23 protein-coding genes and 1 tRNA gene are annotated in these 25,584 nt (G+C 70.6%); 13 read left to right on the forward strand and 11 right to left on the reverse strand.

Annotated features, from left to right (window positions below; genetic code table 11):
• Positions 1-24: 24 nt before the first annotated feature.
• Positions 25-1,017, reverse strand: coding sequence for an alpha/beta hydrolase (locus tag D451_RS0101310; RefSeq protein ID WP_017533136.1), 993 nt, complete (start codon positions 1,015-1,017; stop codon positions 25-27).
• Positions 1,018-1,167: 150 nt separating this feature from the next.
• Positions 1,168-2,127, reverse strand: coding sequence for a YbgA family protein (locus D451_RS0101315; RefSeq protein WP_017533137.1), 960 nt, complete (start codon positions 2,125-2,127; stop codon positions 1,168-1,170).
• A gap of 87 nt (positions 2,128-2,214) precedes the next feature.
• On the opposite strand from D451_RS0101315, the gene D451_RS0101320 reads away from it, so the two are divergent.
• Positions 2,215-3,528, forward strand: a complete 1,314-nt coding sequence (locus tag D451_RS0101320) for a cryptochrome/photolyase family protein (RefSeq protein WP_017533138.1) — start codon at positions 2,215-2,217, stop codon at positions 3,526-3,528.
• Between the two features lie 63 nt (positions 3,529-3,591).
• Here D451_RS0101320 and D451_RS0101325 read toward each other — a convergent pair whose 3' ends face one another.
• Positions 3,592-4,023, reverse strand: a complete 432-nt coding sequence (locus D451_RS0101325) for a hypothetical protein (RefSeq protein ID WP_014911111.1) — start codon at positions 4,021-4,023, stop codon at positions 3,592-3,594.
• 218 nt (positions 4,024-4,241) lie between these two features.
• Between D451_RS0101325 and D451_RS0101330 the strand changes: the two genes are divergently transcribed.
• The 3 genes from D451_RS0101330 to D451_RS0101340 all read left to right on the forward strand — a co-directional run bounded on the left by D451_RS0101330 (position 4,242) and on the right by D451_RS0101340 (position 6,018).
• On the forward strand, positions 4,242-4,604 hold the full coding sequence (locus D451_RS0101330; protein WP_014909290.1) for a BlaI/MecI/CopY family transcriptional regulator: 363 nt from the start codon (positions 4,242-4,244) through the stop codon (positions 4,602-4,604).
• A 6-nt stretch (positions 4,605-4,610) separates the two neighbouring features.
• Positions 4,611-5,555 (forward strand): M56 family metallopeptidase, encoded by a 945-nt coding sequence (locus tag D451_RS0101335; RefSeq protein ID WP_014913414.1) that lies wholly within the window; start codon positions 4,611-4,613, stop codon positions 5,553-5,555.
• A gap of 163 nt (positions 5,556-5,718) precedes the next feature.
• Positions 5,719-6,018, forward strand: coding sequence for a DUF2516 family protein (locus D451_RS0101340; protein ID WP_014909848.1), 300 nt, complete (start codon positions 5,719-5,721; stop codon positions 6,016-6,018).
• A gap of 48 nt (positions 6,019-6,066) precedes the next feature.
• Here D451_RS0101340 and D451_RS0101345 read toward each other — a convergent pair whose 3' ends face one another.
• From D451_RS0101345 to D451_RS0101355, 3 genes are all read right to left on the reverse strand, one after another.
• Positions 6,067-8,493: a hypothetical protein gene (locus D451_RS0101345; protein WP_241463271.1), complete on the reverse strand. Its 2,427-nt coding sequence runs from the start codon at positions 8,491-8,493 to the stop codon at positions 6,067-6,069.
• 77 nt (positions 8,494-8,570) lie between these two features.
• Positions 8,571-9,584, reverse strand: coding sequence for a neutral zinc metallopeptidase (locus D451_RS0101350; RefSeq protein ID WP_017533140.1), 1,014 nt, complete (start codon positions 9,582-9,584; stop codon positions 8,571-8,573).
• Entirely contained in the window at positions 9,581-10,540 is a 960-nt protein-coding gene (locus tag D451_RS0101355; protein WP_014912414.1) for a neutral zinc metallopeptidase, read from the reverse strand. Before D451_RS0101355 ends, D451_RS0101350 begins: the two co-directional genes overlap by 4 nt.
• A 186-nt stretch (positions 10,541-10,726) precedes the next feature.
• On the opposite strand from D451_RS0101355, the gene D451_RS0101360 reads away from it, so the two are divergent.
• Positions 10,727-12,577 (forward strand): DUF2207 family protein, encoded by a 1,851-nt coding sequence (locus D451_RS0101360; RefSeq protein WP_017533141.1) that lies wholly within the window; start codon positions 10,727-10,729, stop codon positions 12,575-12,577.
• Positions 12,578-12,624: 47 nt separating this feature from the next.
• The gene (gene dtd / locus D451_RS0101365) at positions 12,625-13,050 is read left to right on the forward strand and encodes a D-aminoacyl-tRNA deacylase (RefSeq protein WP_017533142.1); all 426 of its coding nucleotides are present in this window, start codon (positions 12,625-12,627) and stop codon (positions 13,048-13,050) included.
• A 20-nt stretch (positions 13,051-13,070) separates the two neighbouring features.
• Here the strand turns inward: dtd and D451_RS0101370 are convergent, their stop codons facing one another.
• Positions 13,071-13,724, reverse strand: coding sequence for a pyridoxamine 5'-phosphate oxidase family protein (locus D451_RS0101370; RefSeq protein WP_017533143.1), 654 nt, complete (start codon positions 13,722-13,724; stop codon positions 13,071-13,073).
• Positions 13,725-13,758: 34 nt separating this feature from the next.
• Between D451_RS0101370 and pdxR the strand changes: the two genes are divergently transcribed.
• Positions 13,759-15,207, forward strand: coding sequence for a MocR-like pyridoxine biosynthesis transcription factor PdxR (gene pdxR / locus D451_RS0101375; RefSeq protein WP_051067447.1), 1,449 nt, complete (start codon positions 13,759-13,761; stop codon positions 15,205-15,207).
• A 114-nt stretch (positions 15,208-15,321) separates the two neighbouring features.
• On the opposite strand, the gene D451_RS0101380 is transcribed toward pdxR, so the two are convergent.
• On the reverse strand, positions 15,322-16,020 hold the full coding sequence (locus D451_RS0101380; protein WP_014912466.1) for a response regulator transcription factor: 699 nt from the start codon (positions 16,018-16,020) through the stop codon (positions 15,322-15,324).
• A complete protein-coding gene (locus tag D451_RS0101385; RefSeq protein WP_014908148.1) occupies positions 16,017-17,207 on the reverse strand; it encodes a sensor histidine kinase in 1,191 nt (396 codons plus the stop codon). Before D451_RS0101385 ends, D451_RS0101380 begins: the two co-directional genes overlap by 4 nt.
• A gap of 124 nt (positions 17,208-17,331) precedes the next feature.
• On the opposite strand from D451_RS0101385, the gene phoU reads away from it, so the two are divergent.
• From phoU to ispF, 3 genes are all read left to right on the forward strand, one after another.
• A complete protein-coding gene (phoU, locus tag D451_RS0101390) occupies positions 17,332-17,994 on the forward strand; it encodes a phosphate signaling complex protein PhoU (protein ID WP_014912175.1) in 663 nt (220 codons plus the stop codon).
• A 436-nt stretch (positions 17,995-18,430) separates the two neighbouring features.
• On the forward strand, positions 18,431-18,913 hold the full coding sequence (locus D451_RS0101395) for a CarD family transcriptional regulator (RefSeq protein WP_014910398.1): 483 nt from the start codon (positions 18,431-18,433) through the stop codon (positions 18,911-18,913).
• 31 nt (positions 18,914-18,944) lie between these two features.
• Entirely contained in the window at positions 18,945-19,415 is a 471-nt protein-coding gene (gene ispF, locus D451_RS0101400) for a 2-C-methyl-D-erythritol 2,4-cyclodiphosphate synthase (protein ID WP_187294578.1), read from the forward strand.
• Between the two features lie 296 nt (positions 19,416-19,711).
• On the opposite strand, the gene D451_RS0101405 is transcribed toward ispF, so the two are convergent.
• On the reverse strand, positions 19,712-21,559 hold the full coding sequence (locus tag D451_RS0101405; protein ID WP_026124735.1) for a DUF2637 domain-containing protein: 1,848 nt from the start codon (positions 21,557-21,559) through the stop codon (positions 19,712-19,714).
• Positions 21,560-21,852: 293 nt separating this feature from the next.
• Here D451_RS0101405 and cysS point away from each other — a divergent pair, with 293 nt between their 5' ends.
• From cysS to D451_RS0101420, 3 genes are all read left to right on the forward strand, one after another.
• Complete coding sequence (cysS, locus tag D451_RS0101410; protein WP_014908988.1) at positions 21,853-23,253, forward strand: cysteine--tRNA ligase; 1,401 nt, start codon at positions 21,853-21,855, stop codon at positions 23,251-23,253.
• 169 nt (positions 23,254-23,422) lie between these two features.
• The gene (gene rlmB / locus D451_RS0101415) at positions 23,423-24,388 is read left to right on the forward strand and encodes a 23S rRNA (guanosine(2251)-2'-O)-methyltransferase RlmB (RefSeq protein ID WP_017533145.1); all 966 of its coding nucleotides are present in this window, start codon (positions 23,423-23,425) and stop codon (positions 24,386-24,388) included.
• 146 nt (positions 24,389-24,534) lie between these two features.
• Positions 24,535-24,607, forward strand: a tRNA-Thr gene (locus D451_RS0101420).
• Positions 24,608-24,742: 135 nt separating this feature from the next.
• Here the strand turns inward: D451_RS0101420 and D451_RS0101425 are convergent.
• The gene (locus D451_RS0101425; RefSeq protein WP_267880663.1) at positions 24,743-25,570 is read right to left on the reverse strand and encodes a helix-turn-helix domain-containing protein; all 828 of its coding nucleotides are present in this window, start codon (positions 25,568-25,570) and stop codon (positions 24,743-24,745) included.
• Positions 25,571-25,584 lie beyond the last annotated feature (14 nt).

Consider the following 25,584-nt stretch of genomic DNA (forward strand, 5'->3'; position numbering starts at 1 on the left):
GGCGGGGGTTGACGAACGGGGATATCAGGGTGAGGCGGCCCAACCGGAGACCAGAAAGTCCACGGCGTCGGGGAAGGTGCTCTTCCACGTGGTCAGATCATGGCCGCCCGGAGGCCGCAGGGTGGTGACCGTCATACCGCGTTCGGCGAGCAGCGAGGAGAAGCGTTCGGCCTCGCCGTGAATGGATCCCTCTTGGAGCGGCGTGTGGTCCTCACGGCCCTCCACCAGGAGGAACCGCAGATCCCGTGCCTTCTCCGAACCCAGGAGACGGTCGGGGGAGTGGCCGGTGGTGTTCTCGCCGAGGACGCCGTCGGGGTCGTCGACCCGGAAGTACCCCGCCCAGCTCACCACCTGGGAGTAGAGGTCGGGCGAGCGCAGGGCCAGGGCGGCCGCGCCGTATCCGCCCATGGAGAACCCGCCGATCGCCCGGAGCGATCGGGACCGGCGATGCTCCCCCTCCACGGCGGTGACGGCCGCTTCGGTGACGAACTCCTCCAGAGCGAAGCGGCCGTCATGGGCGTCGGCCCACTCCGTCGTGGAACCGTCGGCGACCTGGCCGTAGGGGGCGGCCACCACGAACTCGACCCCCATGCGGCACATCTGGCGGTCCAGGAGTTCGCCCACCCCCGCGTCCATGAGGGTGGTGTGGGTGGAGGAGGAACCGTGCAGCAGGTACAGCACGGGAAGGTCGGCGCTATCGGGCCCGGGGGGTCTGCGTATCCACAGAGGGCGTTCCTCCCCCGGGGCGCTCGGGTCGGGGAGGGCGACGATCTCGTCCCGGCCGGGTTCACCGCAGACCGCTACGTGCCCGGGGCGGGGGATCGGAGCGGGGGCGGAATCGGTGGGCGCGGGGGGCGGTACGTGGCCCAGGACCCTCTCGGGGTCGGGTTCGGTGAGCTCCGGCCCGAGCCGGTCGGCCGGATTCTCCTGGGCCGTGGTGGCCAGGGAGGCGGCGGTGAAGGCCACGGCGCAGGACGCGAGAAGCACGGTGACACGGCGGGAGAAGGAGACGAACACGTCGCGACCTCGGGGTTCGGGGGCACCGGTGAACGGTCTCGATACGACCGAGAATGTCACCCACTGTAGTCGAGTGGGGTCGTTGTGTGTGGAAGGTGCGGCGTGCCCTGGACGTCTCCTCCGAAATCCCCGCGGGTCCGCCGCTCTCCGTCAGACCGCCACCGGGTGCCGAAGGCGCAGCGCGTCGGGATAGGGGCGCAGGTAGGTCTGCCCACAGGCCCACTCCAGGTCCTCCGCCAGACAGTGGTGTCGCAACAGGGCCACCGGCAGACTGAGCGGACTCTGGCCCTCCCGGTACTCCTCGATTCCGGCCAGGAGATCGTGCCTGCGCGTGTCGTCCAGTGCCGGGCTCACCATGCCGAAGATGTGCTGGAGCACGTTGGCGTGCTTGCCCCGCGTGGTCCGCAGCGCGAGCGTCCGTTGGAAGGCCTCCGCGTAGGCGGCGGCGATCTCCTCGCGGTCGCCCCCGCCGGCCCGGGCCACGATCCGTCCCGTCTCCCGGTAGCCGTCCGGCGAGTGCGCCATCAGCTGGAGTTTGTGCCGAGTGTGGAACTCCACCAGGTCGCGCGGTCGCCATGCCCCTTCGAGTAGGGAGCGCAGTCGGGAGTGGGCGAACACCCGTTCCACGAAGTGCTCGCGCAGTACCGGGTCGGACAGCCGGCCCTGCTCCTCGACGGGCAGGAGGGGTAGAAGGGCGGTGAGCCTGGCCGCGAAGGCGCCCCGCCCGGTACCGCGTCGACGATCGCCCTTCTCGTCGAACACGGGCAGTGAGAGCAGCCCGCAACTCGGGGACTTGTTCTTGAGCACGTAGCCGTCCAGGCGGCGCAGCTCCTTGAGGTGGCGATCCGCGACACCCGCGAGGTCGTCGGTGTGGTCGACGCCGTCCTTGGTGGAGACCACCCGGTCCGAGCCGTCCGAGTCCCGCAGGCGCAGGGTCGGGCGAGGTACCCCCAGGCCGATCTCCGCCTCGGGGCAGACGGGGAGCCAGTTCACGTGTCGGTCCAGTTCGTCGGTGAGGAACCGGTAGCGCGAGTGCCCGCCGTTGTAACGCACCGGAGCGCCGAGCAGGCAACTGGAGACCCCGACCACGGGGCGAGGAGGCGGCTTCATGGTGGGGGCTCTACCCCGACCGGCGACGACCAACCGTCGACACGCACGGGCGGTAGTGTGATGATTCCATAGAGTGAAGGAGTCCTTTTGGGCACCCCCGTCCTCGTCCTCTTCACCCAGGACCTGCGCCTCCACGATCATCCCGCGTTGACCGCCGCGCTCGAAGAGTCCGAGACGGTCGTACCGCTCTTCGTCCTCGAACCCGGCCTCCTGCGTCGTGCCGCCCGTAACCGTCGGGCCTATCTGACCGAGGCCCTCGCCGACCTGCGCTCCGGCCTCCGCGACCTCGGTGGTGATCTGGTCCTGCGGCGGGGCGACACCGTGACCGAGGTGCGCGCTCTGGCCCGAGAGACCGGGGCCCGCGCCGTCCACCTGGGCGGGGGAGTGAGCCGGTTCGCGGCGCGGAGGGAGGCGGCCCTGCGCGCCACCGACCTCGAGGTGCGCGTCCATCCGGGGCCGACCATCGTGCCCCCCGGGGCGATCACACCGGCCAAGGGCGATCATTACAAGGTGTTCACGCCCTACTGGCGGGCCTGGGAGGCCGAGGAGCGACGGAAGATCCGGACCGCCCCCGCACGGGTCCGACCACCCGAGGGGATCGACCCGGGCCCGCTCCCCGACCTGGACGCCGAACCCGGCGGTATCGGGGCGCTCGCGCCGGAGAGGACACGGGGCGGTCCGACCCGGGCTCGCGAACGCCTACGGAGGTGGATCGACCGCGGCCTGGCCGACTATCCGGACCGGCACGACGATCTCCCCGGAGCGGCCACCTCGCACCTGTCCGCCGACCTGCGCTTCGGCTGTCTCTCACCGTTGGAGGTGGAGGCGGCGGCCCGCGATCTCCCCGGTGGTCCGGAGTACGTCCGCCAGCTCGCCTGGCGCGACTTCCACCACCAGGTCACGGCGGCCTTTCCGGAGATCGCCACCCGTGACTACCGCCCGCGCGATCGGGAGTGGCGCCACGACCCGGAGGCCCTGGAGGCCTGGAAGGAGGGACGGACGGGGGTCCCGATCGTGGACGCGGGCATGCGGCAACTGTTGGCGGAGGGGTTCATGCACAACAGGACCCGGATGATCACCGCCGCCTTCCTCACCCGGACCCTGCGCGTGCACTGGCGTGAGGGGGCCGCCCACTTCGACGCCCATCTCACCGACGGGGACGTCGCCGACGAGTACGGGAACTGGCAGTGGGTGGCCGGGACCGGCAACGACACTCGACCGAATCGAGCCTTCAACCCGCTGCGGCAGGCTCGCCGCTTCGACCCCGAGGGCGAGTACGTGCGGCGCCACCTGCCCGAACTGGCCGGACTGCCCGGTCGACGCGCCCACACCCCCTGGGAGGAGGCGGAAGGGGAGGGTACGGCCGGTTATCCACGACCGATCGCCGACCCCGGCCGCTGACCGGGTCCGTGTTCCCCGGCGTCGCGGGACGGTCCCGGAAGAACGTACGAGGGTCCCCCGTGGTCACCCCTCCGTCTCGGCCAGCCCGTCGATGACGTCGTCCAGCACCAGAGCGCGATCGGGGACCGACATCAGGCGCAGCTCACGTAGGGCGGGCACGGTGTCCACCTCCTGCGAGGCCGTCACCGTGCACACCCTCATGCAGTGACGTGTCGGCACCCACCACAGTTCCCGCTCGTCCATGGGGGCGACGCGGTACACCGTGGTCGGATATCGGGAGGGGCGGCCGGGCGAGTGCCAGCGCTGGACGCGGGAGAGGACGAAGCCGGTGAGCAGGGAATCGAAGATGCCGCCCGAGGCCAGATCGGAGAGGGCGTCCTCGTCGCCCTCGGCCCGGCAGTCGTCGCACCCGGCGAGCTCGGCGCGCAACAACCAACGGGCGCGCGCGTGACCCACCTCGGGGTTCTTGAGCCTGCTCGGATGCCGGTGTCCCATACAACGGAGGGTACGACGGCCCGTCGGGGCTCGGAGGTGGGACTCACGGGACCAGTGGGCAGGACGGGCGAGATCCGACACCCTCCCGGCACGGTGGAGTGACCGGGCCGCGCGAGGACGTCCCCGACCCGGGGGGCTCGAACCCCTTCCCCATAGGTCATCGCGAATTAACGTGGGGGTGCCACCGGGGGTAGTACTACCGCCCGTAGACTGGCGATATGAATCGGCTTGGCGAACTCGAACGCGCGGTGATGGATGTACTGTGGGCACGCAACGAACCAATGACGGTTCGCGAGGTCGGCAAAGCTCTCGCGGAGAGGGACCTGGCGCACACGACCGTCATGACCGTGCTCGACCGACTCGCCAAGAAGAAGGTCGTCACTCGGGCACGTGAGGGACGTGCGTGGCGGTACCGTCCGGCAGCCAGCCGTGAGAACTACGTGTCCGAGCTGATGTTCGACGCTCTCGGGCAGACGGTGGACCGTGACGCCGCCCTGGCCGCCTTCGTCCAATCCATGGACGGCCAGGAGGCTGAAGCGCTTCGGCGCGCACTCGCGGAAATCGAGCAGCCAAGGAACTAGGTCCGTATGGTCAGTGCCGCACTCCTCAGCATCGTCGCGGTCTGCTGCCTCGTCGCCATGGAAGCTCTCCACAGGGCGAAGTGGCCCTCCCGCGGCCCCTACACGGCCGTCATCGCCTGGCAGGCCCTCGGCCTGGCCTGGGGTGTCTCCACCATCGGTGCCCTGCTCGCCTTCGGACTGTCCTCCTACGAACTGGGGGCCGCCGGCGGCGTCATGGCCATGGTCTCCGACCTGATCACCGGCGAGTTCCTGCTCGCCGAGTTCTCCCAGGGGCTGGTGGGCATCAGCCACCTGGTCGCCATCGTCGTGGCGGTCACCCTGACCCTCGTGCTCTTCGCCGGACTGGTCGCCTCCTTCGTGCAGGTGGTCCGGGTCCGTCGACGCCACCACGACCTGCTCGAACTGGTCGCCAGCGACCACCCCGACGTTCCCGGCGCCCGCGTGGTCGACCATCCGGCCGCCGCCGCCTACTGCCTTCCCGGTGTCCTGCGGTCCCAGGTGGTGATCAGCGCGGGCGCTCTGGCGGTCCTCGACAACCGCGAACTGGCCGCCGTCCTCGCCCACGAGCACGCCCACCTACGGCAGCGGCACGACCTCGTCCTGTTGCCGTTCTCCTCGCTCAAGCGGGCCTTCCCGAAGGTGCGCCTGGTCCGCACCTACTACGAGACCGTGGCCCTCCTCATCGAGATGTGCGCCGACGACCAGGCCCGCCGTAAGAGCTCCTCCCGGGAGCTGGCGATGGCCCTGCTGCGCTTCGGCGCCGCCGGTCCCGCTCCGGTGCCGGCCGGCGCGATGGCCGCGGTCCAGCACGCCGAGCCGGACGTGATGCGTCGGGTGAATCGCCTTCTGCGCCCCGATGACGAGCTCCCCTACCACGCGGGTGCGATCATCATGGGCTCCTCGGCCTTCCTCTTGGCGGCCGTGACCTGTCTCTGGCACATTCCGGTCTGACGGACCGGTGTTTCGGGCCCGGGCCGAGGGTAGCCCTCGAACACGCCCGAGGCCCCGATGGCTGTGATCCCTGCCTCCCACGGGCACGATTGTCGGATCCGGTCCGTTGACCGAGGAGAGGGGACGGAACCCCGCTCGGCCGCGCGTAGCTCTGGAGAGTGTCTTGTTTTACTGGATCTGGCAGCTCGTCTACCTGGTCACCTTCGTGGCCAGCCTCTACGCGTTCATCGAGGCGCTGCGCACCCCGCCGCAGGCGTTCGAGGTCATGGACAAGCAGACCAAGAAGCTGTGGGTGATCCTGACCGGTGTCGCCAGCGGTGTCTCCCTGCTCGCGGTCCTCACGGGTACGGGCATGTTCGTGATCCTCGGTCTGGTGGCCACGCTCATCTTCCTGCTGGACGTGCGTCCGGCGGTCAAGGGCGCGGGCGGCAACCGCAACAGCGGCCCCTACGGCCCCTGGTAGGAGACCGGACGCGGCCGCCCTCCGTGACGAGGTCGGCCCCCGCGCCGCCTACGGCCCTTGGCGGGGCGGCCTCTCGACCCCCGTGCTCTCCTCCTCGGAACGTTCCTTCGGCAGTACCCGCCACAACGCCTCGGCGTAGGCCGGGTCGCCGGTGTAGTACGAGTGGCCCAGGATCTCCGGTCTGCGCGCCTCGCCCGGAGGGGCGTCGTAGGAGCGCGGGTCCGGGAGCGGCTCGGCCGTGGCGACCGTCTCCGTGCCACTCGGACCTCGGCGACGCACGGGGCCGGCGATGGCGTCGGTGACCCGCCACAGGTTGCGCCAGGCCGAGACCCTCCCCGAGAGGTCGGCGAAGGCCGCCGGGCCGAAGTAGGCCGGGAAGTAGCGGGCGTACAGACGGTCCAGGGGAGAGCCGTGCGTGAGCAGTGAGACCCGCCCGCGGCATTCGTCGGGCAACTGCCACACCGTGGCCGCGGCCAGCACCGAACCCTGGGAGTGCCCGGAGAGCACCACCCCGGTGTTCTCCCCGGCCATCCTGCGCACCCTGGCGGTGAGCTGAGGAACGGCGCGCTCGGCGTAGGAGGGCGGGGCCAAGGGGTGCGCGGCCCGGGGCCAGAAGGTGCCCACGTCCCACAGCGCGCCCACCGCCTGTCGGGTCGGCCGGTCCCGATAGGCGCTGCGGCCGATCCACACCAGGGCGACCAGGGCGGCCCCGCCGATGAGCGATCCCACGGCCACCATGGCGTCGACGACGCTCTGCGCGACCCCCTGCACCCGGCCCGCGACCGCGGCCGGAGCGTCGACGGGGCCGGCCACGAGGGTCCCGGTGAGGATCGAGTACAGGGCCAGCCCGACCAGTGGCACCACCGGCAGCAGCAGTGTCGCCAGGATCCAGGGCACGGTCTCGGTCATCCGGCCCATCGCGCGGGCCCGGGCGATCTCCCGGGTCCGTCGGTCCTCGATCGGACGCGAGTACAGCGCGGCGACCTCCGGCAGCCGTGCCCGTGCCATGGCGCGCAGTTTCAGGGCCAGGACCAGGACGACGAGGGGCACGATGAGGGCCTCGAAGGAGAACGCCAACTGGAGCCAGGAGTAGGCGGTGGGCGGTGACAGGGTCACGCAACCGGCCTCCGCGGCGTCGATCGTGCCGCAGCCGCTCAGCCACCGGGCCCCCTGGTAGACCAGGGCGGCCGAGAAGCCACCGCCCAAGAGGATGCCCAGGGCGGCCGTGGACGGCCCGGCCAGACCGCGCATGGCGGTGCCCGAGTGCGGTCGGTCCGTCGCGAACAGCACCAGGGCCGCCACGACCAGGAGCAGGACCAAAGCGCCTTGGACGGCGAAGAGGGTGTTGAGCATGGTGCCGCCGCCGGGCAGCCTGCCCTCGGCGGTCCATCCGGGCCGAGGCCAGACCGTGTACACGGCCACGAGGACGGTCAGCGCCAGGGCGAGGTCGCGCAGGGCCCGGCAGAGCCGGTCGGCGCGTACGTTCCATCTCGGGTCCCGGCCGGGGATCAGCACGCTCGCGGTGCTCGCCGCGGTGACGACGCCCAACAGGATGGCCAGGGCCGTTCCCACCGCCCACGGCCCGGTCCCGGTCGTCCCCGGGGCGTCGCGACCGGCCAGATCGTGCAGTAGGGGCGGCAGAAGCAGCAAGGCGGCGACCGTCCCGACCGCGATCGCGATGTGCGCCGAACGGAGCCTCGCCATGATCTCGCTGTTGCGCCAGAAGTCGGGGTGGCTGAGCGGGGCGTCGTCGCTGTGGTCGGAGCGGACCGGACCGGTCACCACCTCGTAGTCGGCGGCCGTCCGGCGCGACAGTCGCCACAGGACGCCCACGACCGCGATCGGCAGCACGGCGCCGACCAGCAGGGACCATCCCGGGGTGGACAGGGGCGAGCCGGGGGCGACGAGGAAGGACGCCCAGGGCAGGGCCCTCGCGCATTCCCGTCCCTGACCGCCGCACTGCCAGGCGATCAGGTCCATTCCGACACCGGCGGCGGCCAGGGTGATGAGCATGGTCAGGGAGAGGGCCGAGAGACGGACCCCGGCCCCGTAGGCGATCCCGGCCGCTCTGGGCACCCCGGTGCGCTTGCCGTCCATGTGTCCCGGGCGCATCCAGTACGCCACGTTGATCATCATGAAGGGCAGCAGCAGGAGCCAGAAGGCCCGGGAGGCGCTGCCGGAGGTGAGGTTGCCCCAGGCGAAGATCTCTCGGCGCACACCGGGGACGGTCTCGGTGTCCGGTTCTCGACGCCAGCGGAAGAACCCGGCCAGCCGATCGCCGCCCACGCGCATGGCGGGCTCCACGTCCAGCAGCTCCTCGGCGTGGCCGCCGCTCACCCCGTGTACGCGCAACTCCACCCCGTTGGGCGTACGGGCCGCGGAGGGGGGGTCGGCCGGTGGGGTGGGGGAGGGACGGGGGGTCGGGGAGGAGGGGACGGGCTCGTGCGAGCCGAGGGGGTCGGCTGTATCCGTCATGTCACCATGGTGCCACGCACCGTCGCCGCCGGTATAGAGGGCGATCCCGCCTGTGGACGGCGGATTCGTCACCTCGTTCAATCGACGAGCGAGTCGTCCTCCAGATCCCAGGTGTTGCACGACCCCGGCGACTGGCCCTCCCAGCCCTCGCGGGTCCACGTCACGCTGTTCTCGATGGAACCGTGCGTACGCTCCTCCTCGGCCCCCTCCTCACGGTCGGCGGTCGCGGCGGCGTCGTCCAGCAGGGTCTCCAGGTCGTCGTCGGAGAGCGGGTAGCTCACCCTGACCGAGCCCAGGAAGGCGCCGGCCAGGCAGTTGGCCTGAAGTTCGCTGCGACGGGTCCAGGCGTTGCGCCCGATGTCGGTCTCCTCCAGCCGCCGCTGATCGTGGTAGTACTCCAGCAGCCCGGACTCGCCCTGGACGTGGTGCCCGTACTCGTGGGCCAGCAGGGACGCGTACACCACGCTGTCCTCCGAGCCGTTCCACTTGTCCACCACGTCCTCGGTACCGATGTAGATGGCGCCACTGGCACGACAGTAGAAGGCGCCGGCGGCGGAGGGGTAGGAGCGGCACGGGCTCTCCCCGGGGTCGGTCCAGAACACCCGGTTCGGCGGGTCGAAGGGGATGCCCGCCCGCTCGAACTGGGTCTGCCAGGCGTCGTCCAGACAGTCGGCGACCATGTGCAGGAAGTGCTCCATCGAGCCGGGCACGTCCACGTCCAGTTCCGGTACCGGGCACGGCAACGGACTCAACCGTCCGGTGTCGTACAGCGGGTTGGCGACCAGGGCCGTCTCCCCCACGGGGCGGTCCGGGACCTCCGGAGCGTAGGGCCCCGAGCGGCCGGTCGGGGCGTCCAGGACCGCGCCGTCGGGGCCGGGGGAGTCGTCCCCGTTCCCCGAGGCTCCGGCGACCGTCTCCGAGGCGGGTCCCTCCTCCCGGGCCGTGCTCCACGCCAGCAGCGACAGCGCCAGCAGGGCCACGAGAAGGCCGCAGACGGCGCCGAGCACCCGACGGTGGGCCCGGTGGGTCCGGCGCGCGTGTTCCAGCCGTGAGACCCCGTCGGGCGTGTCCGGGACGAGGGGCCCGCTCACCGCACCAACTCCTCGCGGGCCTCCCAGGTGTTGCAGGAGGCCGGGCTCCTGCGGTCCAGGCCGTGTTCGGTCCACAGGCGCCCGTTCTCGACGGATCCGTGGGTGCTCGTGCCCGCGTGGTCGGAACGGCGCGCCACGTCGTCGAGGATGTTCTCCCGTTCGGAGGGCCCGTAGCCGAGGGAGTCCTCGGCCGCGCCCACGAACACGCCTCCCAGGCAGTTGGCCTGGAGTTCGTTGCGGCGGGTCAGTTCGTCGGCGGTCTCGTCGTCGGCGCCGGCCCGCAGGGAGTGGAACTCGGCGAGCATCCGGGACTGCCCCTGCACGTGATGGCCGTACTCGTGGCTGAGGAGGAACGTGTACGCCTCGGGGGCGTCGCTCCCGCCGGAGGCGGCCACGATGTCCTTGACCCCCAGGTACAGCCCCTGGTTGGCCTGGCAGTAGAAGGCCGCCGTGCCCTCGCTGGGGAAGGGGCCGCACGGGCTGTGCCCCTCCGCGTACCAGTACACCCGGTTGGGAGAGGAGAACGGCAGTCCGGCGTCGGTGAAGTAGTCTCCCCAGGCCGTGTCCAGACAGTCGGCGATCGAGTGGACGAACGCCTCCACCGAACGAGGATCCTCTTTGTCCAGCGGGGGAGGGGAGCAGGTCACCTCGCCCAGTTCGTCCGCCACGTACAGCGGGTTCTGGCCGAGGGGGTCGTCGATCGGAGCGTCCCCGCCCTCCGAAGGGGCGTGCGAGGCCTCCTCCGAGAGTAGTTCGGTGGGGTCGGTCCCGACCGGGTCGCCCCAGGCCGGAGCGGCCGCCGGTAACATCGCCGAGATCGCCAGGAACCCGGTGAATCCGATCGCGGCCAGTCCGGTGCCGAGGGACAGGGACACACCGAGCCCCATGCGCTGGAGGAGGCCGTGGCGCTCGGCCCAGGGGTCGAGGTCGGCCTCCGGGCGTCTCTCCCTCAGCACGGGATCACACCCGCGTGTAGGGAGAGGGTCGGGAGCGTTCGGCACGATGGACGAGCGAAGACGGGACGGAGGGGTCCGGTGGGGACGGTGGAGGGTGACGTCGGATCGGCGCGCCGGTACGCGACGCCACGTGGGGCGGCGCCCTGCGGACGGGGTCCGGGGGAGGACCGGATAGGCTCTCGCGTCATGTGGTGGGTCGGCTCCTGGCGCCCGGCCGTCGCTTGGGCGACGGCCCTGCTCGTGTTCTCCTCGCTGGTCACGGCGGTCACCGTGGCGTGGTCGGAGGAAAGGGTCCACGCGGCGACGGCGTCCGCACCGGAGACCACAGTACCGGGGCGCGCCCCCGGGATCATCGCCGCCCGTGACGCCTCGGCCCCGGTGATCACCAACGAGATCGACCTCGAACTGGACCGGCACGGTGTCCTCGCGGGGGAGGAGGCGATCCGTTTCGAGGGGGAGGCCCCCGAGACCTTCACCCGGGCGCTCACCTCCACCATGATCTACGACACCGACCACGACCGCCGGTTCGAGATCGACGGTGTCTCGGCGGTCGACGCCGACGGCGCCACTCTGGACATCGAGACCGAGGAGGTCGACGGCGCCCTGCTGGTCCGTATCCCGACCGAGGGGACCCGGGGCGTACGGCTCTCCTACAAGGTGCGCGGGGCGGTCGGGGAGGTCGTTCAGGGCGTCCAATTGGAGTGGCGGGCGGTGGGCGCCTACAGTCACACCGTCCGCACCACCGACGTGACCGTCACCGCCCCCATGCCGCCCGAAGCTCTGTCGTGCCTGGCCGGGGAGCCGCGCAGCTCGATGTACTGCACCGCCTCCGACATGGGCGGGGAGGCGGTCGTCGCGCACTTCCTCCAGACCGACATGGACCCCAGCGACCGCCTCGACATCGTCGTCAACTATCCGCCCGGTACGGCGGAGGGCGAGCCCCTCCTGGACCGCCGCTGGTCGTTGGCCTCCGCCTTCGAGGTCACACCGGCCACCGCGAGTGTGTTCGGCCTGTTGCTGGTGGTCCTGGTGGGCGGCCTCGTCGCGCTCATCCGTCTGCGCGGCCGTGACGAGCGGGCCCTGCGACGTGAGGCCGCTCAGGGCGATCACGCCCCGCTCGAACCCGGCGAGCACGGCCGACTCCGCTTCCACGCACCCGACGACGTCCACCCCGGCCAGATCGGCACGCTGATCGACGAGCGTGTGGACATCGCCGACCTCACCGCCTCGGTCCTGGATCTGGCGGTGCGCGGCTACATCCGCCTGGAGGAGCTTCCGCACGAGCACTTCACCTCGGTGGACTGGCGACTGGTCCGTCTGGGAGGCCCGCCGGGCGACACCCTGCTGGCCTCCGAACGGCTTCTGCTCGACGCGTTCTTCGGAGAGGAACGCTCCGTTCGGTTGTCCGAGCTGGCCTCCCCCCGCTACTCCCGTAACCTGCCCGAGCGGATCGATCGGGTACGCGAGGAGCTGTACCAGGACATGGTCCGGCTCCGCTGGTTCTCCCGTTCGCCGAGTCGGGTCCGGAGCGTGTGGACCACCGCGGGCATGGCCACCACCGCGGTCGGGGTCGTCCTGACCGGGCTGCTGGCCGCGTTCACCGGCGCGGCCTTCACCGGCCTCGCCGTCATCATCGCGGGGGCCGCGATCACGGCCGGCGCCCAGTACATGCCGGCCAAGACCAGGCTGGGCAGTTCGGTCTACGCCCACACCATGGGCTTTCGCGACTACCTGTTGAGCCCCCGGGCCCAGGAGGCCCCGCCCGGACAGCGGGTGGAGCTCTACTCGCGCTGCCTGCCCTACGCGGTGATCTTCGACGACGTGGAGCGCTGGGCCGACATCCTGGCCTCGGCGGCCATCTCCGACCTGACCCCGGAGGAGCTCACCGGTGACGGCCTGGCCTGGTACACCGGCCCGCGCGAGTGGCGGATAGAGGACTTCGCCGACTCCATCACCACCTTCGTGGTCACCCTCAGCGGTGTCATCACCAACACCCGCCGCGCCCGCCTGCTCAACCAGCTGCAACGATCGAGATAGGAACGTCCCGGCCGGGACGAGAGGATCCGAGAGGAACGGGGGAGCCCATGCGCGCGGTCGTGCAGCGGGTGTCGCACGCGTCGGTGACGGTGGACGGCGAGGTGGTCGGGGAGATCACCCGTCCGGGCCTCATGGCCCTGGTGGGGGCCACCCATACCGACACCGGGGCCGAGGCCGCCAAGGTCGCCCGCAAGCTCTGGACACTGCGGATCCTGGAGGAGGAACGGTCCTGCTCCGACATCGGGGCCCCGATCCTGGTGGTCAGCCAGTTCACCCTCTACGGGGACGCCCGGAAGGGCCGCCGCCCCACCTGGCAGGCGGCCGCACCGGGCCCGGTCGCGGAGCCCCTCGTCGACGCCGTCGTCAAGGAACTGCGCGACCTGGGGGCGGAGGTGGCCACAGGTGTGTTCGGGGCGCGGATGTCCGTCGGTCTGACCAACGAGGGGCCCTTCACCGTCCTCTTGGAGGTCTGAACCGGGGCGAGGGCCCCGTGTCAGACCGTCCGGTGCCCAAGGGTGACGCGCGCCGCCACGTGCTCGGGAACGGGCAGGTCGTGGGCCAGGTCGGGGTCGGTGATCGGCGGGTCGAAGACCATACGTGTCGGGAGCACACCGGCCCAGATCGGGAGGGCGTGGTCCTCCGGGTCGTCGCCGGGCGGGCCCGTGCGCACCTTCACCGAGGCCTCCTCCAGGGACAGCGCCAGCACCCGGGTCGCGGCCGTCTCCTTGGCGTCGGGAAGACGCACCGTGTCCCACTGTCCGGGGGCGAGGTGTTCGGTGATCGCGCGGAGCGCGGCCTCGTGCTCCTCGGGGTCGGTGACCACGCGCGGTGTTCCGAAGATCATCGCGGAGCGGTGGTTCATCGAGTGGTGGAAGGCCGACCTGGCCAGCACGATCCCGTCCAGGAGGGTCACCGTGACGCACACCTCCCCCTCCTCTCGAAGAGAGCGGGCCCCGGTCGAACCGTGCAGGTAGAGGGTGTCGTCGATACGTCCGTATCCGGTGGGGATCACTCGGGGCGAGCCGTCCACGACGACGCCCAGATGGCAGATCAGGCCCTCGTCGAGCAGGTCGTACAGTTCGGTGCGGTCGGTCCGGGCCTTGTGCTTGGCACGCCGAAGACGCGTGCGTTCGGTGGTGGAGAGCATGGCTCCAAAGTAGAAAGAAGTGGACGTGCCGACCATGGCCACTTTCCACCCGGAACGGAGGACCACTTTGTCCCGTCCCGATGTCGATCCCGTGCTCCGGCTGGACCGGTCGGCCGCCGAGCCGCTCACCGCCCAACTGGCGTCGGGGCTGCGCGAGGCCATGGTCTCCGAGGCGTTGCGGCCGGGGGAACGTCTTCCCTCCAGCCGAGCGCTGGCCGCGCGTCTCGGGGTGAGCCGTACGGTCGTCACCGACGCCTACCAGCAGCTCTACGCGGAAGGGTGGCTGGAAGGACGTCATGGCTCGGGCACCTTCGTGGCCGAGCGGGAGCTCTCGAGCGCGCGGCACCGGCGCGACCTCGAACGTCGGGAGCGGGCGGCCCCGTCGAACGCGGAGGTCCGTGGACGGATCTCTCGTGAACAGGCCCGGAACGAGGGTCTGGTGGACCTGCGCGCCGGTGCCCCCTGGGTCCACGACCACGATCGCGCCGCCCTGCGCCGGGCCTGGCGCCACGCGGCCGAACAGGTCCCTTCCGACGACCCCGATCCCCGTGGTCTGCCACGACTGCGCGAACTCCTGGCCGAACACCTGCGACGGTCCCGAGGGATCCACATCGGACCGGAGAACATCCTGGTCACCCGGGGTACCGGCAACGGCCTCGACCTGGTCGCGGCGCTTCTGGGGCCCGGCGTTCGAGCGGGGGTGGAGGAGCCCGGCTACGGGCGGGCCCGTTCCATCCTGGCCGCCCGTGGGGACCACGTCGTCCCCTGCCCGGTCGACGGTGACGGTATCCGCCCCGAGGAGCTCCCCGACGATCTCGGTCTCGTCTACACCACGCCCGCTCATCAGTACCCGCTCGGCGGTCGACTACCGGTTCCCCGCCGCGAACGCCTTCTGAACTGGGCCGAGCGCACCGGGGCGCTGGTGGTGGAGGACGACTACGACGCCGAGTTCCGCTACGACGTCGCCCCTCTACCCGCCCTGTACGGGCTCGATCCGGCACGGGTGGTCCTTCTCGGCACCTTGTCCAAGACCCTCGACCCGGACCTGGGCATCGGCTGGATCGTCGCCGAACCCGATCTGGCCGACCGGCTGGCCCGGACCCGGGCGGAGCTGTCCGACCGCACCAGCGGGCCCGTGCAGGTCGCCACGGCGTTCCTGCTGGAACGTGGGGACCTGGACCGACACCTGCGGCGGATGAGACGCGAGTACGCCCGCCGCAGAGCCCTGCTGGTGGAACACCTGGGCCCCCGGCCGGTCGGCGACACCGCGGGTCTGCACGTCCTGCTGCCGTTGCCGGAGGAGGCCGTGGCGCCGGTGGTCGCCGCCGCCGCGCGTGAGGGGGTCCTGGTCGAGGACACCTCCCGCTCCAGCCACGCGGAGCCGAGCGTGCACGGGCTGGTCATCGGCTACGGGACGGCCTCCTACACGGGTCTGCGCCGGGCCTGCGAGGTCCTGGCCCGCGCCGTGGAACGGTACGCCTAGAAGAGCGGACATGAGAGATCCCGGACGGTGGTGTCACCGTCCGGGATCGGGTCGGAAAGAGAGGAAGGACGGGGAGACGGCGGCACGGGAGACCCGAGGGCCCCGGGCCGGGGGTCACTCCGCTTCGACGGTGACCGGCTCGAACTTGTACCCCAGGCCGCGCACCGTCACGATGTAGCGCGGGTGGCTCGGGTCCTCCTCGATCTTGGCGCGCAGGCGCTTGACGTGCACGTCGAGGGTCTTGGTGTCCCCGACGTAGTCGGCGCCCCACACGCGGTCGATGAGCTGCATACGGGTGAGCACCCGGCCCGCGTTGCGGAGGAGCACCTCCAGCAGCTCGAACTCCTTCAGCGGGAGCTGTACGTTGTCGCCGCGCACCGTCACCACGTGCCGCTCCACGTCCATACGGACGGGGCCGGCCTCCAGGGCGGCGGGAAGGACGACGTCGTCCTCGCCCCGACGACGCAGCACCGCGCGGATGCGCGCCACGAGCTCGCGGGAGGAGAACGGCTTGGTCACGTAGTCGTCGGCGCCCAGCTCCAGACCGACGACCTTGTCGATCTCGGAGTCCTTGGCGGTGAGCATGATGACGGGGACGTTGGACTTCTGCCGGAGGGTCCGGCAGACCTCCGTGCCGGAGAGCCCCGGCAGCATGAGGTCGAGCAGTACCAGGTCGGCCCCGGTCCGGTCGAAGGTCTCCAGGGCCACGGTGCCGGTGGGAGCCACCGCGACCTCGAAACCCTCCTTGCGCAGCATGTACGACAGGGCGTCGCTGTAGGACTCCTCGTCCTCTACTACGAGTACGCGCGTCACTGTGCCGTCTCCTGGTGGTTGTCGTTCCGGGACACGTCGATCTCCCGGCTCTCGGGTCTGGGCAGACGTAGAGTGAACGTCGACCCCGACCCCTCCTTGCTCCACACGGTCACTTCTCCACGGTGGTGGGTCATGATGTGCTTGACGATCGCCAGGCCCAGCCCGGTACCACCGGTGGCCCGGCTTCGAGCGGCGTCCACACGGTAGAACCGCTCGAAGATCCTTTCCAGGTCCTGCTGGGGGATGCCGATGCCCTGGTCGGCGACGCTGATGTCGATGCTCGACCGGGAGGTGCCCACGGACACCGCCACACGGGTGTTCTTCGGACTGTAGGCGACGGCGTTGGTGATGAGGTTGCGCAGGGCGGTGCCCAGCATCGCCTCGTCGCCGAGCACGGTCAGCCCCTCGGCGCCGCTGCCCACCAGTTCGATCCCCTTGGCGTCGGCCGGCATGCGCACCGCGTCGATCGCCTCTTCGACGACCGCCTCCAGGTCCACGGGCGCCGGTTCCGCGATGGGCTCGGCGCCCTGGATGCGGGAGAGCGTGATGAGGTCCTGGATGACCGCGGTCAACCGGGTGGCCTCGGTCTGCATACGCGCGGTGAACCGACGGACCGCCTCCGGGTCGTCGCTGGCGTCCTGCACGGTCTCCGCGAGCAGGGACAACGCCCCCACGGGGGTCTTCAACTCGTGTGAGATGTTGGCCACGAAGTCGCGGCGGACCGCCTCGACCCTTCGGTGCTCCGTCTGGTCCTCGGCCAGGACCAGCACCAACCCGGTCCCGCCGAGTGGAGCGACCCTTACGGCGAAGGACGTGGCGTCGGGGCCGAACTTGCGGACGGCCACCTCGATGTCGGTCTCGCGGATGACCCCGTCCCGCCGGACCTTGCGGGCCAGCGAGAGGAGTTCGCCGATGACCAGCTCCTCACCGCGTACGAGCCCGAAGGCCCGCGCGGCCGAGGAGGCGCGCAACACCTTGTCGCCGGAGTCCAGGACCACGGCGGAGGAGGGAAGCGCTGAGAGCACCTCGGCGATACCGGGCGGGAGCGCGCCCCCCTCCTGGGAGGGGCTCGGCTCCAGGCGTCCGGATCGCGTACGGAAGAGCGGACCGGCGACCGCGGCACCGATGACGATGCCCAGGACGAGTCCGATGATGCCGGTCACGGCGGCGAGAAGTTCCCCTTGCACGATTCGATCGTAAACGTGCCGACTGGGGCTTTACCCGGTCAGGGCATGTGACACAACCGAGGTTCTTCCATCGTTCACCGATTCTTGGCCGATCCTTCAGATCGGCACTGCGAACATGGGGGACATGCGCGATACGTACCATGAGGACCTCGACAGCCTGGGCGAACGCCTCGTCGAGATGACCAGGCTCGCCAGGCACGCCATCGCGCGTGCCACGACCGCCCTGCTGGACAGCGATCTGACGGCGGCGCAGGAGGTGATCTCCGGTGACGAGGCGATCAACCGCCTGGACCAGGAGATCGAGGACACCGCCTTCAGTCTGATGGCCCGACAGCAGCCGGTCGCCTCCGACCTGCGCACGATCATCACGGCCCTCTACATGCGCGGTGACCTGGAGCGGATGGGGGACCACGCGGTCCACCTCGCCAAGATCGCCCGGCGCCGTCACCCCGACTCGGCCATCCCCAAGCCGGTCCGTTCGATCGTCCTGGAGATGGGACACCAGGCGGAGCTGCTCGTCACCAAGGCCGGCGAGGTCATCACCGAGAAGGACCCCGACACCGCCCTCGAACTCGACAAGGACGACGACCGGATGGACCGGTTGCGTCGCAAGTTGTTGCAGCGCATCCTCGCCCCGGAGTGGGAGTACGGGGTGGAGGCGACCATGGACGTCACCCTCGTCGGTCGGTTCTACGAACGCTTCGGTGACCACGCCGTGCACGTGGCCGACAACCTGGTCTACATGGTGACCGGAGAGAAACGCGAAGATTACGAACCCGAGGCCTGACCGCGGGTGCGTCGATGGGCCCTGGGACCTTCGGGTTCCGGGGCCCTCGGTGTTCTCGGAGCGGCCCGGGAGGGCGGATCGACGAGGGCGTGGTGGGGGTGTGGGGCGCGGTGGGACACGCCCGGGAGATCCGGCCGGGTCAATGGAGGGTCACCCCCGTCCGAAATCGTGACGTAGATCGCGATGGGGCCTCGCGGAGGGTGTCCGGAGGGAGGGCGAACCCTATCCGAAGACTATCTCCGCTTCGTCACGATCCGGCTGAACAGAGGGGGTTCCGGCCCTCTCGGAAGTGCTCTGACCAGGTCTCGGAGACTCCTCGGGTACACTTTGTCAAGCCCTGAAAAGTGTGGCTTGACCTGCATGTTCGCAAAGCTAATAGGTACGTTAAGTCACAGATTCATGGTATCCTTGTGGTAGCGGAAGGGGTACCTGTCACATGGCTTTCAAGGTCGGCGACACTGTTGTCTACCCCCATCATGGGGCTGCTCGTATTGAAGCGATCGAGACTCGCGCCATTAAGGGCGAGGAGAAGACCTATCTCGTTCTGAGGGTTGACAAAGGCGATCTGACGGTGCGCGTGCCGGCCGCGAACGCCGAGGAGGTCGGCGTTCGTGACGTGGTGGGGCAGGAAGGCCTGGACAAGGTCTTCGAGGTGCTGCGCGCGCCGCACACCGAAGAGCCCACCAACTGGTCCAGGCGTTACAAGGCGAACCTGGAGAAGCTGGCATCGGGCGACGTCAACAAGGTCGCCGAGGTGGTTCGCGACCTGTGGCGCCGGGACAAGGAGCGCGGTCTGTCCGCCGGCGAGAAGCGGATGCTCGCCAAGGCGCGGCAGATTCTCGTCAGCGAACTCGCGCTCGCGGAAAAGACCAACGAGGACAAGGCGGAAGCCCTCCTCGACGAGGTTCTGACGAACTGATACTCGCGGAATCACGTAATTCATGACGAAAATGCCTCGGGTGGGCGTCGGAACGGACGTCCACCCGTTTTCTCCTGGAAGAACACTTTTTCTCGCCGGTCTGGAATGGCCGGGAGAAGACGGTGTCAGCGGCCATTCCGATGGTGATGTCGCGGCCCACGCGGCCTGTGACGCTTTGCTGTCCGCGTGCGGCCTCGGAGACCTCGGGACCAACTTCGGCACCTCCGATCCCCGGTGGAAGGGCGCCTCGGGCGCGGCCCTGCTCACCGAGACCGTCGCGCGTGTGCACGCGGCCGGTTTCGAGATCGGCAACGTGGCCGTGCAGATCATCAGTAATCGTCCCCGGTTCACGCCCAGGCGTGACGAGGCGGAGAAGACGCTCTCCGAGGTCGTGGGGGCTCCCGTGAGCATCTCCGCGACCACCACCGACGGTCTGGGCCTCACCGGCCGCGGCGAGGGCATCGCGGCGGTCGCGACCGCCCTCTGCGCGCCCAGGGACTGACCGGACGATCGTCTCCGATGGGGGCCGTGCCCACCCGGCACGGCCCCCATCGGTGTGTCCGGACCCGGTATCCGGTCCACGGCCTGAGAGTCCCCGCCTACGCCCGAAACCCCTGGCCGCGTGGGGTGGGGCTCTGAGGTCGGGGCGCTCGTGCACAGGCTGTGGACGAGGTGAGGGGATCGCCGTCGCGCCGGCCCGCCGCGAGGGCCACGAGGTGTTCCCCCTTCGGGTCGCGGGGGGAGCGGACACACGTCGGCCCCGGCGCCCTGTGGCGGGCTCCGGGGCCGAAGAGGCGATCAGTGGTCCTCGGGCGGCAACGGCTCACTGCGCACCCGTCGGGACGGGGGACCCGAGGCGAAGTCCGGCATGGGCGGCCGCGGCGGTTTGAGCACCATGGGTCGCTTACGGACCGGCACGGCGGGCTCGGAGGCGGTTCTCGGGGCGGGTCGGGGCTCCGGCTCCGGAGCGGGGGGTTCTTCCCGCTCGGGCTCGGGTTCCCGAGCCCGCTCCGCCGGTTCGGCTTCGGCGGGCCCGCTCGATGTCTCCGAGGTCCGCTCCGGCTCCGGGTCCTCCTCCGGCTCCGGCCGCTTGGCCCCGAGGCGGAAGGCGGCGCGCACCGTGGGACCGGTGTCGTGGTCCAGGGTGAGAGGGACGTTCGGGTCCTCGACCCGTCCCAGGGGCTCGACCGGTGGAACGACGTCGTCGTCCTCCGTGGCGGAGGAGCCGTCCTCGGGCGGCGTCCAGACCGGAGGGACGTAGTCGGCCAGGATCGACCCCGGTCCTTCGGCGGACGGGGGCTCCCACAGCGGCTCGTCGTCCTCGGGGTCGGCCGCGTCCGAGGGCGTGACCGACTCGACCTCGTCCGTCGACTCCGGACGCTCCTCGACCTCGGAACCCTCCTCCGCGACGGGGGCCTCCCACTCGGCGGGCTCCGGTTCGGCCGCCACCGGCGCGAGCGGAGGCGCCTCGGCCTCGTCCGAGACGGGGTCGCCGACCTCGGGTTCGTGGGCGAACCCCTCGTCGAGACGGTCGTCGAACACCGGGACGTCCCGGTCGTCCTCGACCCGTTCCTCCGGTTCGGGCTCGGCCGCCGCGCGGGGCGCGGGCACGCTCTCGTTCCCGATCGGTTCCGGAGGGGGAGCGGCGGCCCCCGGCACGACCGGAGGCTCCTCGGCGGCCCGCTTGATCGGGTTGTCGCCCGTGCGGGAGCGGCGGGGCAGGGGGACCATGGGTGCGCCGGCCCGTTCCTCGTCCTCAGCGGGAGCGGTCTTCTCGACCGGGGCCTCGGCCCGGACCGGGGCGAGGGGCTCGGTGTCGGCGACGGTCTCGGCCGGTCGCTCGTCCTCGGCGGGCTCCGGGGCCGGGATCGGCTCGGTGGGAGCCTCGGAGTCGACGCTCTCGGACGTGTCCGGCTCGCGCTCCTCCGGCACGTCCTTCCGAGCGGGCTCGGTGGACTCGATCACGGGCGGAGGCGAGATCCGCGAGCGGCCCTCCTCGTCGGACCCGGCGGTCGTCGGCGCGGGTTCGTCCCGTTCCGGTTCCCGCCCCAGGTCCAGCAGCCGGGTCTTGAGGGGCGGGGCCTTCCTCGCGGGCTCCGGCCTGGAGGTACCGCGCACGACCGTGGCGCGGTCGTCCGAGGGGACCGGGCGGGGTCGGGAGCGGCGGTTCCGCCGTCGGATGTGGGCGCGGACGGCGAGCCACAGCAGGAACGCCACCAACAGCGCGGCCAACGGGGCCACGGCCACCACCACGCGGAGCGCGCCGGGCGAGTTCTCGGCGATGGTGTCGACGCGTCCCGTGTTGTTGAGGATCATCGGCACGGCGGCGGCCAGCATCAGCGCGGGGATCACGCCGAGGTCGACCCACAGGCGTTCCCGTGGCGGTGCCGTGCGCAGCACGTAGCTCACCCAGAAGGCCATGAGGACCAGCAGGGTGAAGGTCACCGGGAACACGTGGGCCAGCGGGCTGTCCTCGTGCACGATCACGGCGAACGCGTAGATGCCTTGGTAGGCGAGGATGAGGGCGCACAGGGCGATGACACTGACGAACAGCGCGCCACCGACGAGAGCACCGGCTCCCGTGCCGCGACCCGCACTCCGACCGTTACGTGTCCCTGTCTCGGGGGCGTTGTTGTAAGGGGCCATCGTCACCGCAGCGTAGTCCAGGCGGTGGCACTAACACGAGATTCCGGCCGATTCCGGCTGCTTCCCGACCTCCGGAAGGAGGGGTGTTCTGTCCTGTTATGGAGTCATTGGCAGTGGGTGGTGAGTCGAGTCGAGGGGAAGTCGCCTTGGACGCGGGTGGCATCTCACATCCGAGCGGGCCGGATACGGTTCGGCATATATGGGGGCTCGGGGCTGTCCAGAGCGGATCGGGGTCGATCGGTGTTCCAGGTTTGTGACGCGCTCGTGAGGGGAAAGCGGTTAGTCTTGACAGCGTGAGTCTGCGCTTCTATGACACCAGTGCCCGACAGGTCCGCGAGTTCTCCCCACTCCGCGAAGGGTGTGCCTCCCTGTACCTGTGCGGTGCCACGGTGCAGGCTCCTCCGCACATCGGTCACATCCGCTCCGGAGTCAACTTCGACATCCTGCGCCGATGGCTGACCCACCTCGGCTACGAGGTCACCTTCTGCCGCAACGTCACCGACATCGATGACAAGATCATCGCCACGGCGGCGCGGGAGGGCGTCCCGTGGTGGCAGGTGAGCGAGCGCAACCAGCGCGCCTTCACCCACGCCTACGACGCCCTGGGCTGCCTGCCGCCCACCGTCGAGCCGCGCGCCACCGGCCACGTGCCGGAGATGATCGAACTGATGCGGCGCCTCATCGACGCGGGGCACGCCTACCCCGCCGACGACGGTTCCGGCGACGTCTACTTCGACGTCGGCTCCTACCCGGCCTACGGGGAGCTGTCCAACCAGCGCCCGGACCAGGTCGTGGAGGCCGCCGACACCGACCGCGAACGCGACAAGCGCGATCCCCGCGACTTCGCCCTCTGGAAGGGCGCCAAACCGGGGGAGCCCAGCTGGGAGACCCCGTGGGGACGCGGCCGCCCCGGCTGGCACCTGGAGTGCTCGGCCATGGCCACCAAGTACCTGGGGCCCAGCTTCGACATCCACGGCGGCGGCCTGGACCTGGTCTTCCCGCACCACGAGAACGAGCAGGCCCAGTCCCGGGCCGCCGGCGACGGCTTCGCCCGGTACTGGCTGCACAACGGTCTGCTGGCCGTCGGCGGCGAGAAGATGAGCAAGTCCCTGGGCAACTCGCTGCGCATCCCGCAGATGTTGGAGAAGGTCCGCCCGGTCGAACTGCGCTACTACCTCGGTCAGGCGCACTACCGCTCCACCATCGACTACTCCGACGCCGCGCTCCAGGAGGCCGCCTCGGCCTACCAGCGCATCGAGGGCTTCCTGACCCGCGCGGTCGAGGTCTTGGGCGAGATCACCCCCGCCGCCGAGGTGCCCGAGGCCTTCGCCGAGGCGCTCGACGACGATCTCGGGGTCTCTCAGGCCCTGGCGGTGGTCCACGGCCACGTGCGCGAGGGCAACACCGCCCTGGCGGCCGGTGGCAAGGAGCGTGTCCGGGAGCTGGCCTCCGAACTGCGCGTCATGCTGGGCGTGCTCGGACTGGACCCGCTCAGCGACCAGTGGGCCTCCGAGGGCCAGGGGCTGCGCGAGGTCGTGGACGCGCTCGTCGCCGTCGCCCTCGAACAGCGCCAGGCGGCCCGGGGCCGTAAGGACTACGCGGCGGCCGACGCCATCCGCGACCGGCTGACCGAGGCCGGCGTGGTGGTGGAGGACACCCCGCAGGGCCCCCGCTGGGACCTGCGACGCGGCTGATCGCGCCGACGGACGGGGCCGGGACGACCTCCCGGCCCCGAACGACGCGTGCGGTGGCACGCGACCATTAGGCTGGGGGTTTGCGCCGCCGCCCATCGGCGAGACGGCGACCCATCGGCCGGAAGAGTTCTTCCGGCATGCTCGCGACACGTATCAGGAGGCGGCGACCATGCCGGCGAAGAAGAGCAAGAAGGGCCCGACCAAGGGCAGCGGCGGTAAGAACCGGCGTTCACTCGAACCCAAGAGCGGCACCCTGCCCGCCGAGCAGCGTCACTGGTACGAGGGCAAGCAGCGGCACAAGGCCGCCAAGCGTCCCGCCGGCGGCGAGGGTCGCGGGAGCGGGCGTCAGCAGGAGCGTTCGCCCAACCGCCCGGACAACTCCGACCTGCTGATCGGACGCAACCCGGTCGTGGAGGCGCTGCGCGCCGGCATGCCGGCCACCCGCCTCTTCCTGTCCAACAGCCTCGACCCGGACGACCGCGTCAACGAGGCCGCCAAGATGGCGGGCGCCCAGGGCGTCGACGTGCAGGAGGTGACCCGCACCGAGCTGGACCGTCGCTGCGAGAGCAACGGTCTGCCCGGCGCCGCCCACCAGGGCATCGTGCTCCAGGTGCGGCCCTACCAGTACTGGGCGGCCGAGGGGCTGCTCGACCGGGCGCTGGAGTCCGACACCCCGCCGCTGATCGTCGCCCTGGACGGGGTCACCGACCCGCACAACCTGGGCGCCATCGCCCGCTCCGCCGCGGCCTTCGGCGCGCACGGCCTGCTCATTCCGGAGCGTCGCGCCGCCGGTGTGACCATGACCGCGTGGAAGACCTCCGCGGGCACCCTGGCCAGGCTGCCCGTCGCCCAGGCCACCAACCTCACGCGTGCCCTGGAGGCCTACAAGAAGGCCGGGCTGTTCGTCGCCGGTCTGGACGCCGATGGCGACATCCAGCTTCCCGACCTGGACCTGGCCACCGGGCCTCTGGTGATCGTGGTCGGCGCCGAGGGCAAGGGGCTGTCCCGACTGGTGCGGGAGACCTGCGACGTGATCGCGAGCATCCCGATCAGCGGCGCGGAGTCCCTGAACGCCTCCGTGGCCGCGGGTGTGTCCCTCTACGAGGTCGCCCGTCACCGTGGCGGCAAGGCCTAGAGATCGAACCGGCCCGGCTCGTGTCGCACGATCCGGGCCGACGCGCCCTCGGTGATCGGCGGCGGAACGAGGCCGAGTAGGACACTCGTCGTCGGAGCCGGTACCATTCGGGTGGACACTCCGGAGCCACAGGGCTTCGGCTGTCGGCCGACGTAGCTCAATTGGCAGAGCAATCGCCTTGTAAGCGATAGGTTAGGGGTTCAAGTCCCCTCGTCGGCTCTTCTCATGCCCGGCCTTTGTACGGGCCGCGCCCCGCCCCGCGTATCGCCGTGGCGGTCGTGTCCTTTCTCGGCGAGGGTCCGGTAGGGCCGCTCGCGGCCCCGGCCACCGCCGAGGCCGCTCCTCGGATACGGCTCAGTCGGTGTCCTTGGCCAGTGCGGCGATCAGTTCCAGACTCTCCGTCTCGGGCAGGGCCGTCTCGACGAGGTCCTCGTAGATGGAGATGTAGGACTTGACCTCGGGTGTCTCGATGACGTTCACCGGTTTGGTGACGGTGTCGATGTAGACGTAGGAGTCGTCGAAGATGGTGAAGCCGTGCGGGAGGACCGGGTGCGGGACCCAGAGCGGGATCACCATGAGACCGATGGTGGGGTAGGTGCCCAGGTGCAGGAGACGTTCGTACTGGGTCCGCATCGTCTCCGAGGTGCCGAACGGGCGGCGTAGCGCGTATTCGGTGATGACGAAGCTGAAGCTCCGCTGTTTCTCGAAGAGGATGTTCTGTCGTTCCATCCGCAGGGCGATGCCCTCGGACACCTGTTCCGGGGTGATCGTGGGACTGGCCCGGATCACCTCTTCGGCGTAGGCGGCCGTCTGCAACAGGCCGGGGATCACGTCCAAGTGATAGCCGCGACGCCTGAGCGCCTCGCGTTCGAGATCGCGAACGTAGATCTGGCGCGGGCCTTTGCGCTCTTCCAGCCACCGCCAGCTGCTGACGCCGACGTCGAGCTCGGTGAGCTCCGACGCCAGGCCCTCCTTGATCGCCGCGGTCGCCCCGTAGGTGGTGAGCAGGCGGGTGAGGAGCTCGTGCGACGGTCGGATGTGGCCGTTCTCGACGCGCGAGATGGTGGACTGGTCGGTGCCCGCCAGTTCGGCCGCCTCTCGGCCGCTCATGCCTGCTTCACTGCGCAGATTCTTCAGTTCTTGCCCGAATTGCCTTTGCCGCTTCCTCCGGTACTCACCCATTGAGTTCTGTCTGC

This window comes from Nocardiopsis alba DSM 43377 (genome assembly GCF_000341225.1).
Taxonomy (GTDB): Bacteria; Actinomycetota; Actinomycetes; order Streptosporangiales; family Streptosporangiaceae; genus Nocardiopsis; species Nocardiopsis alba.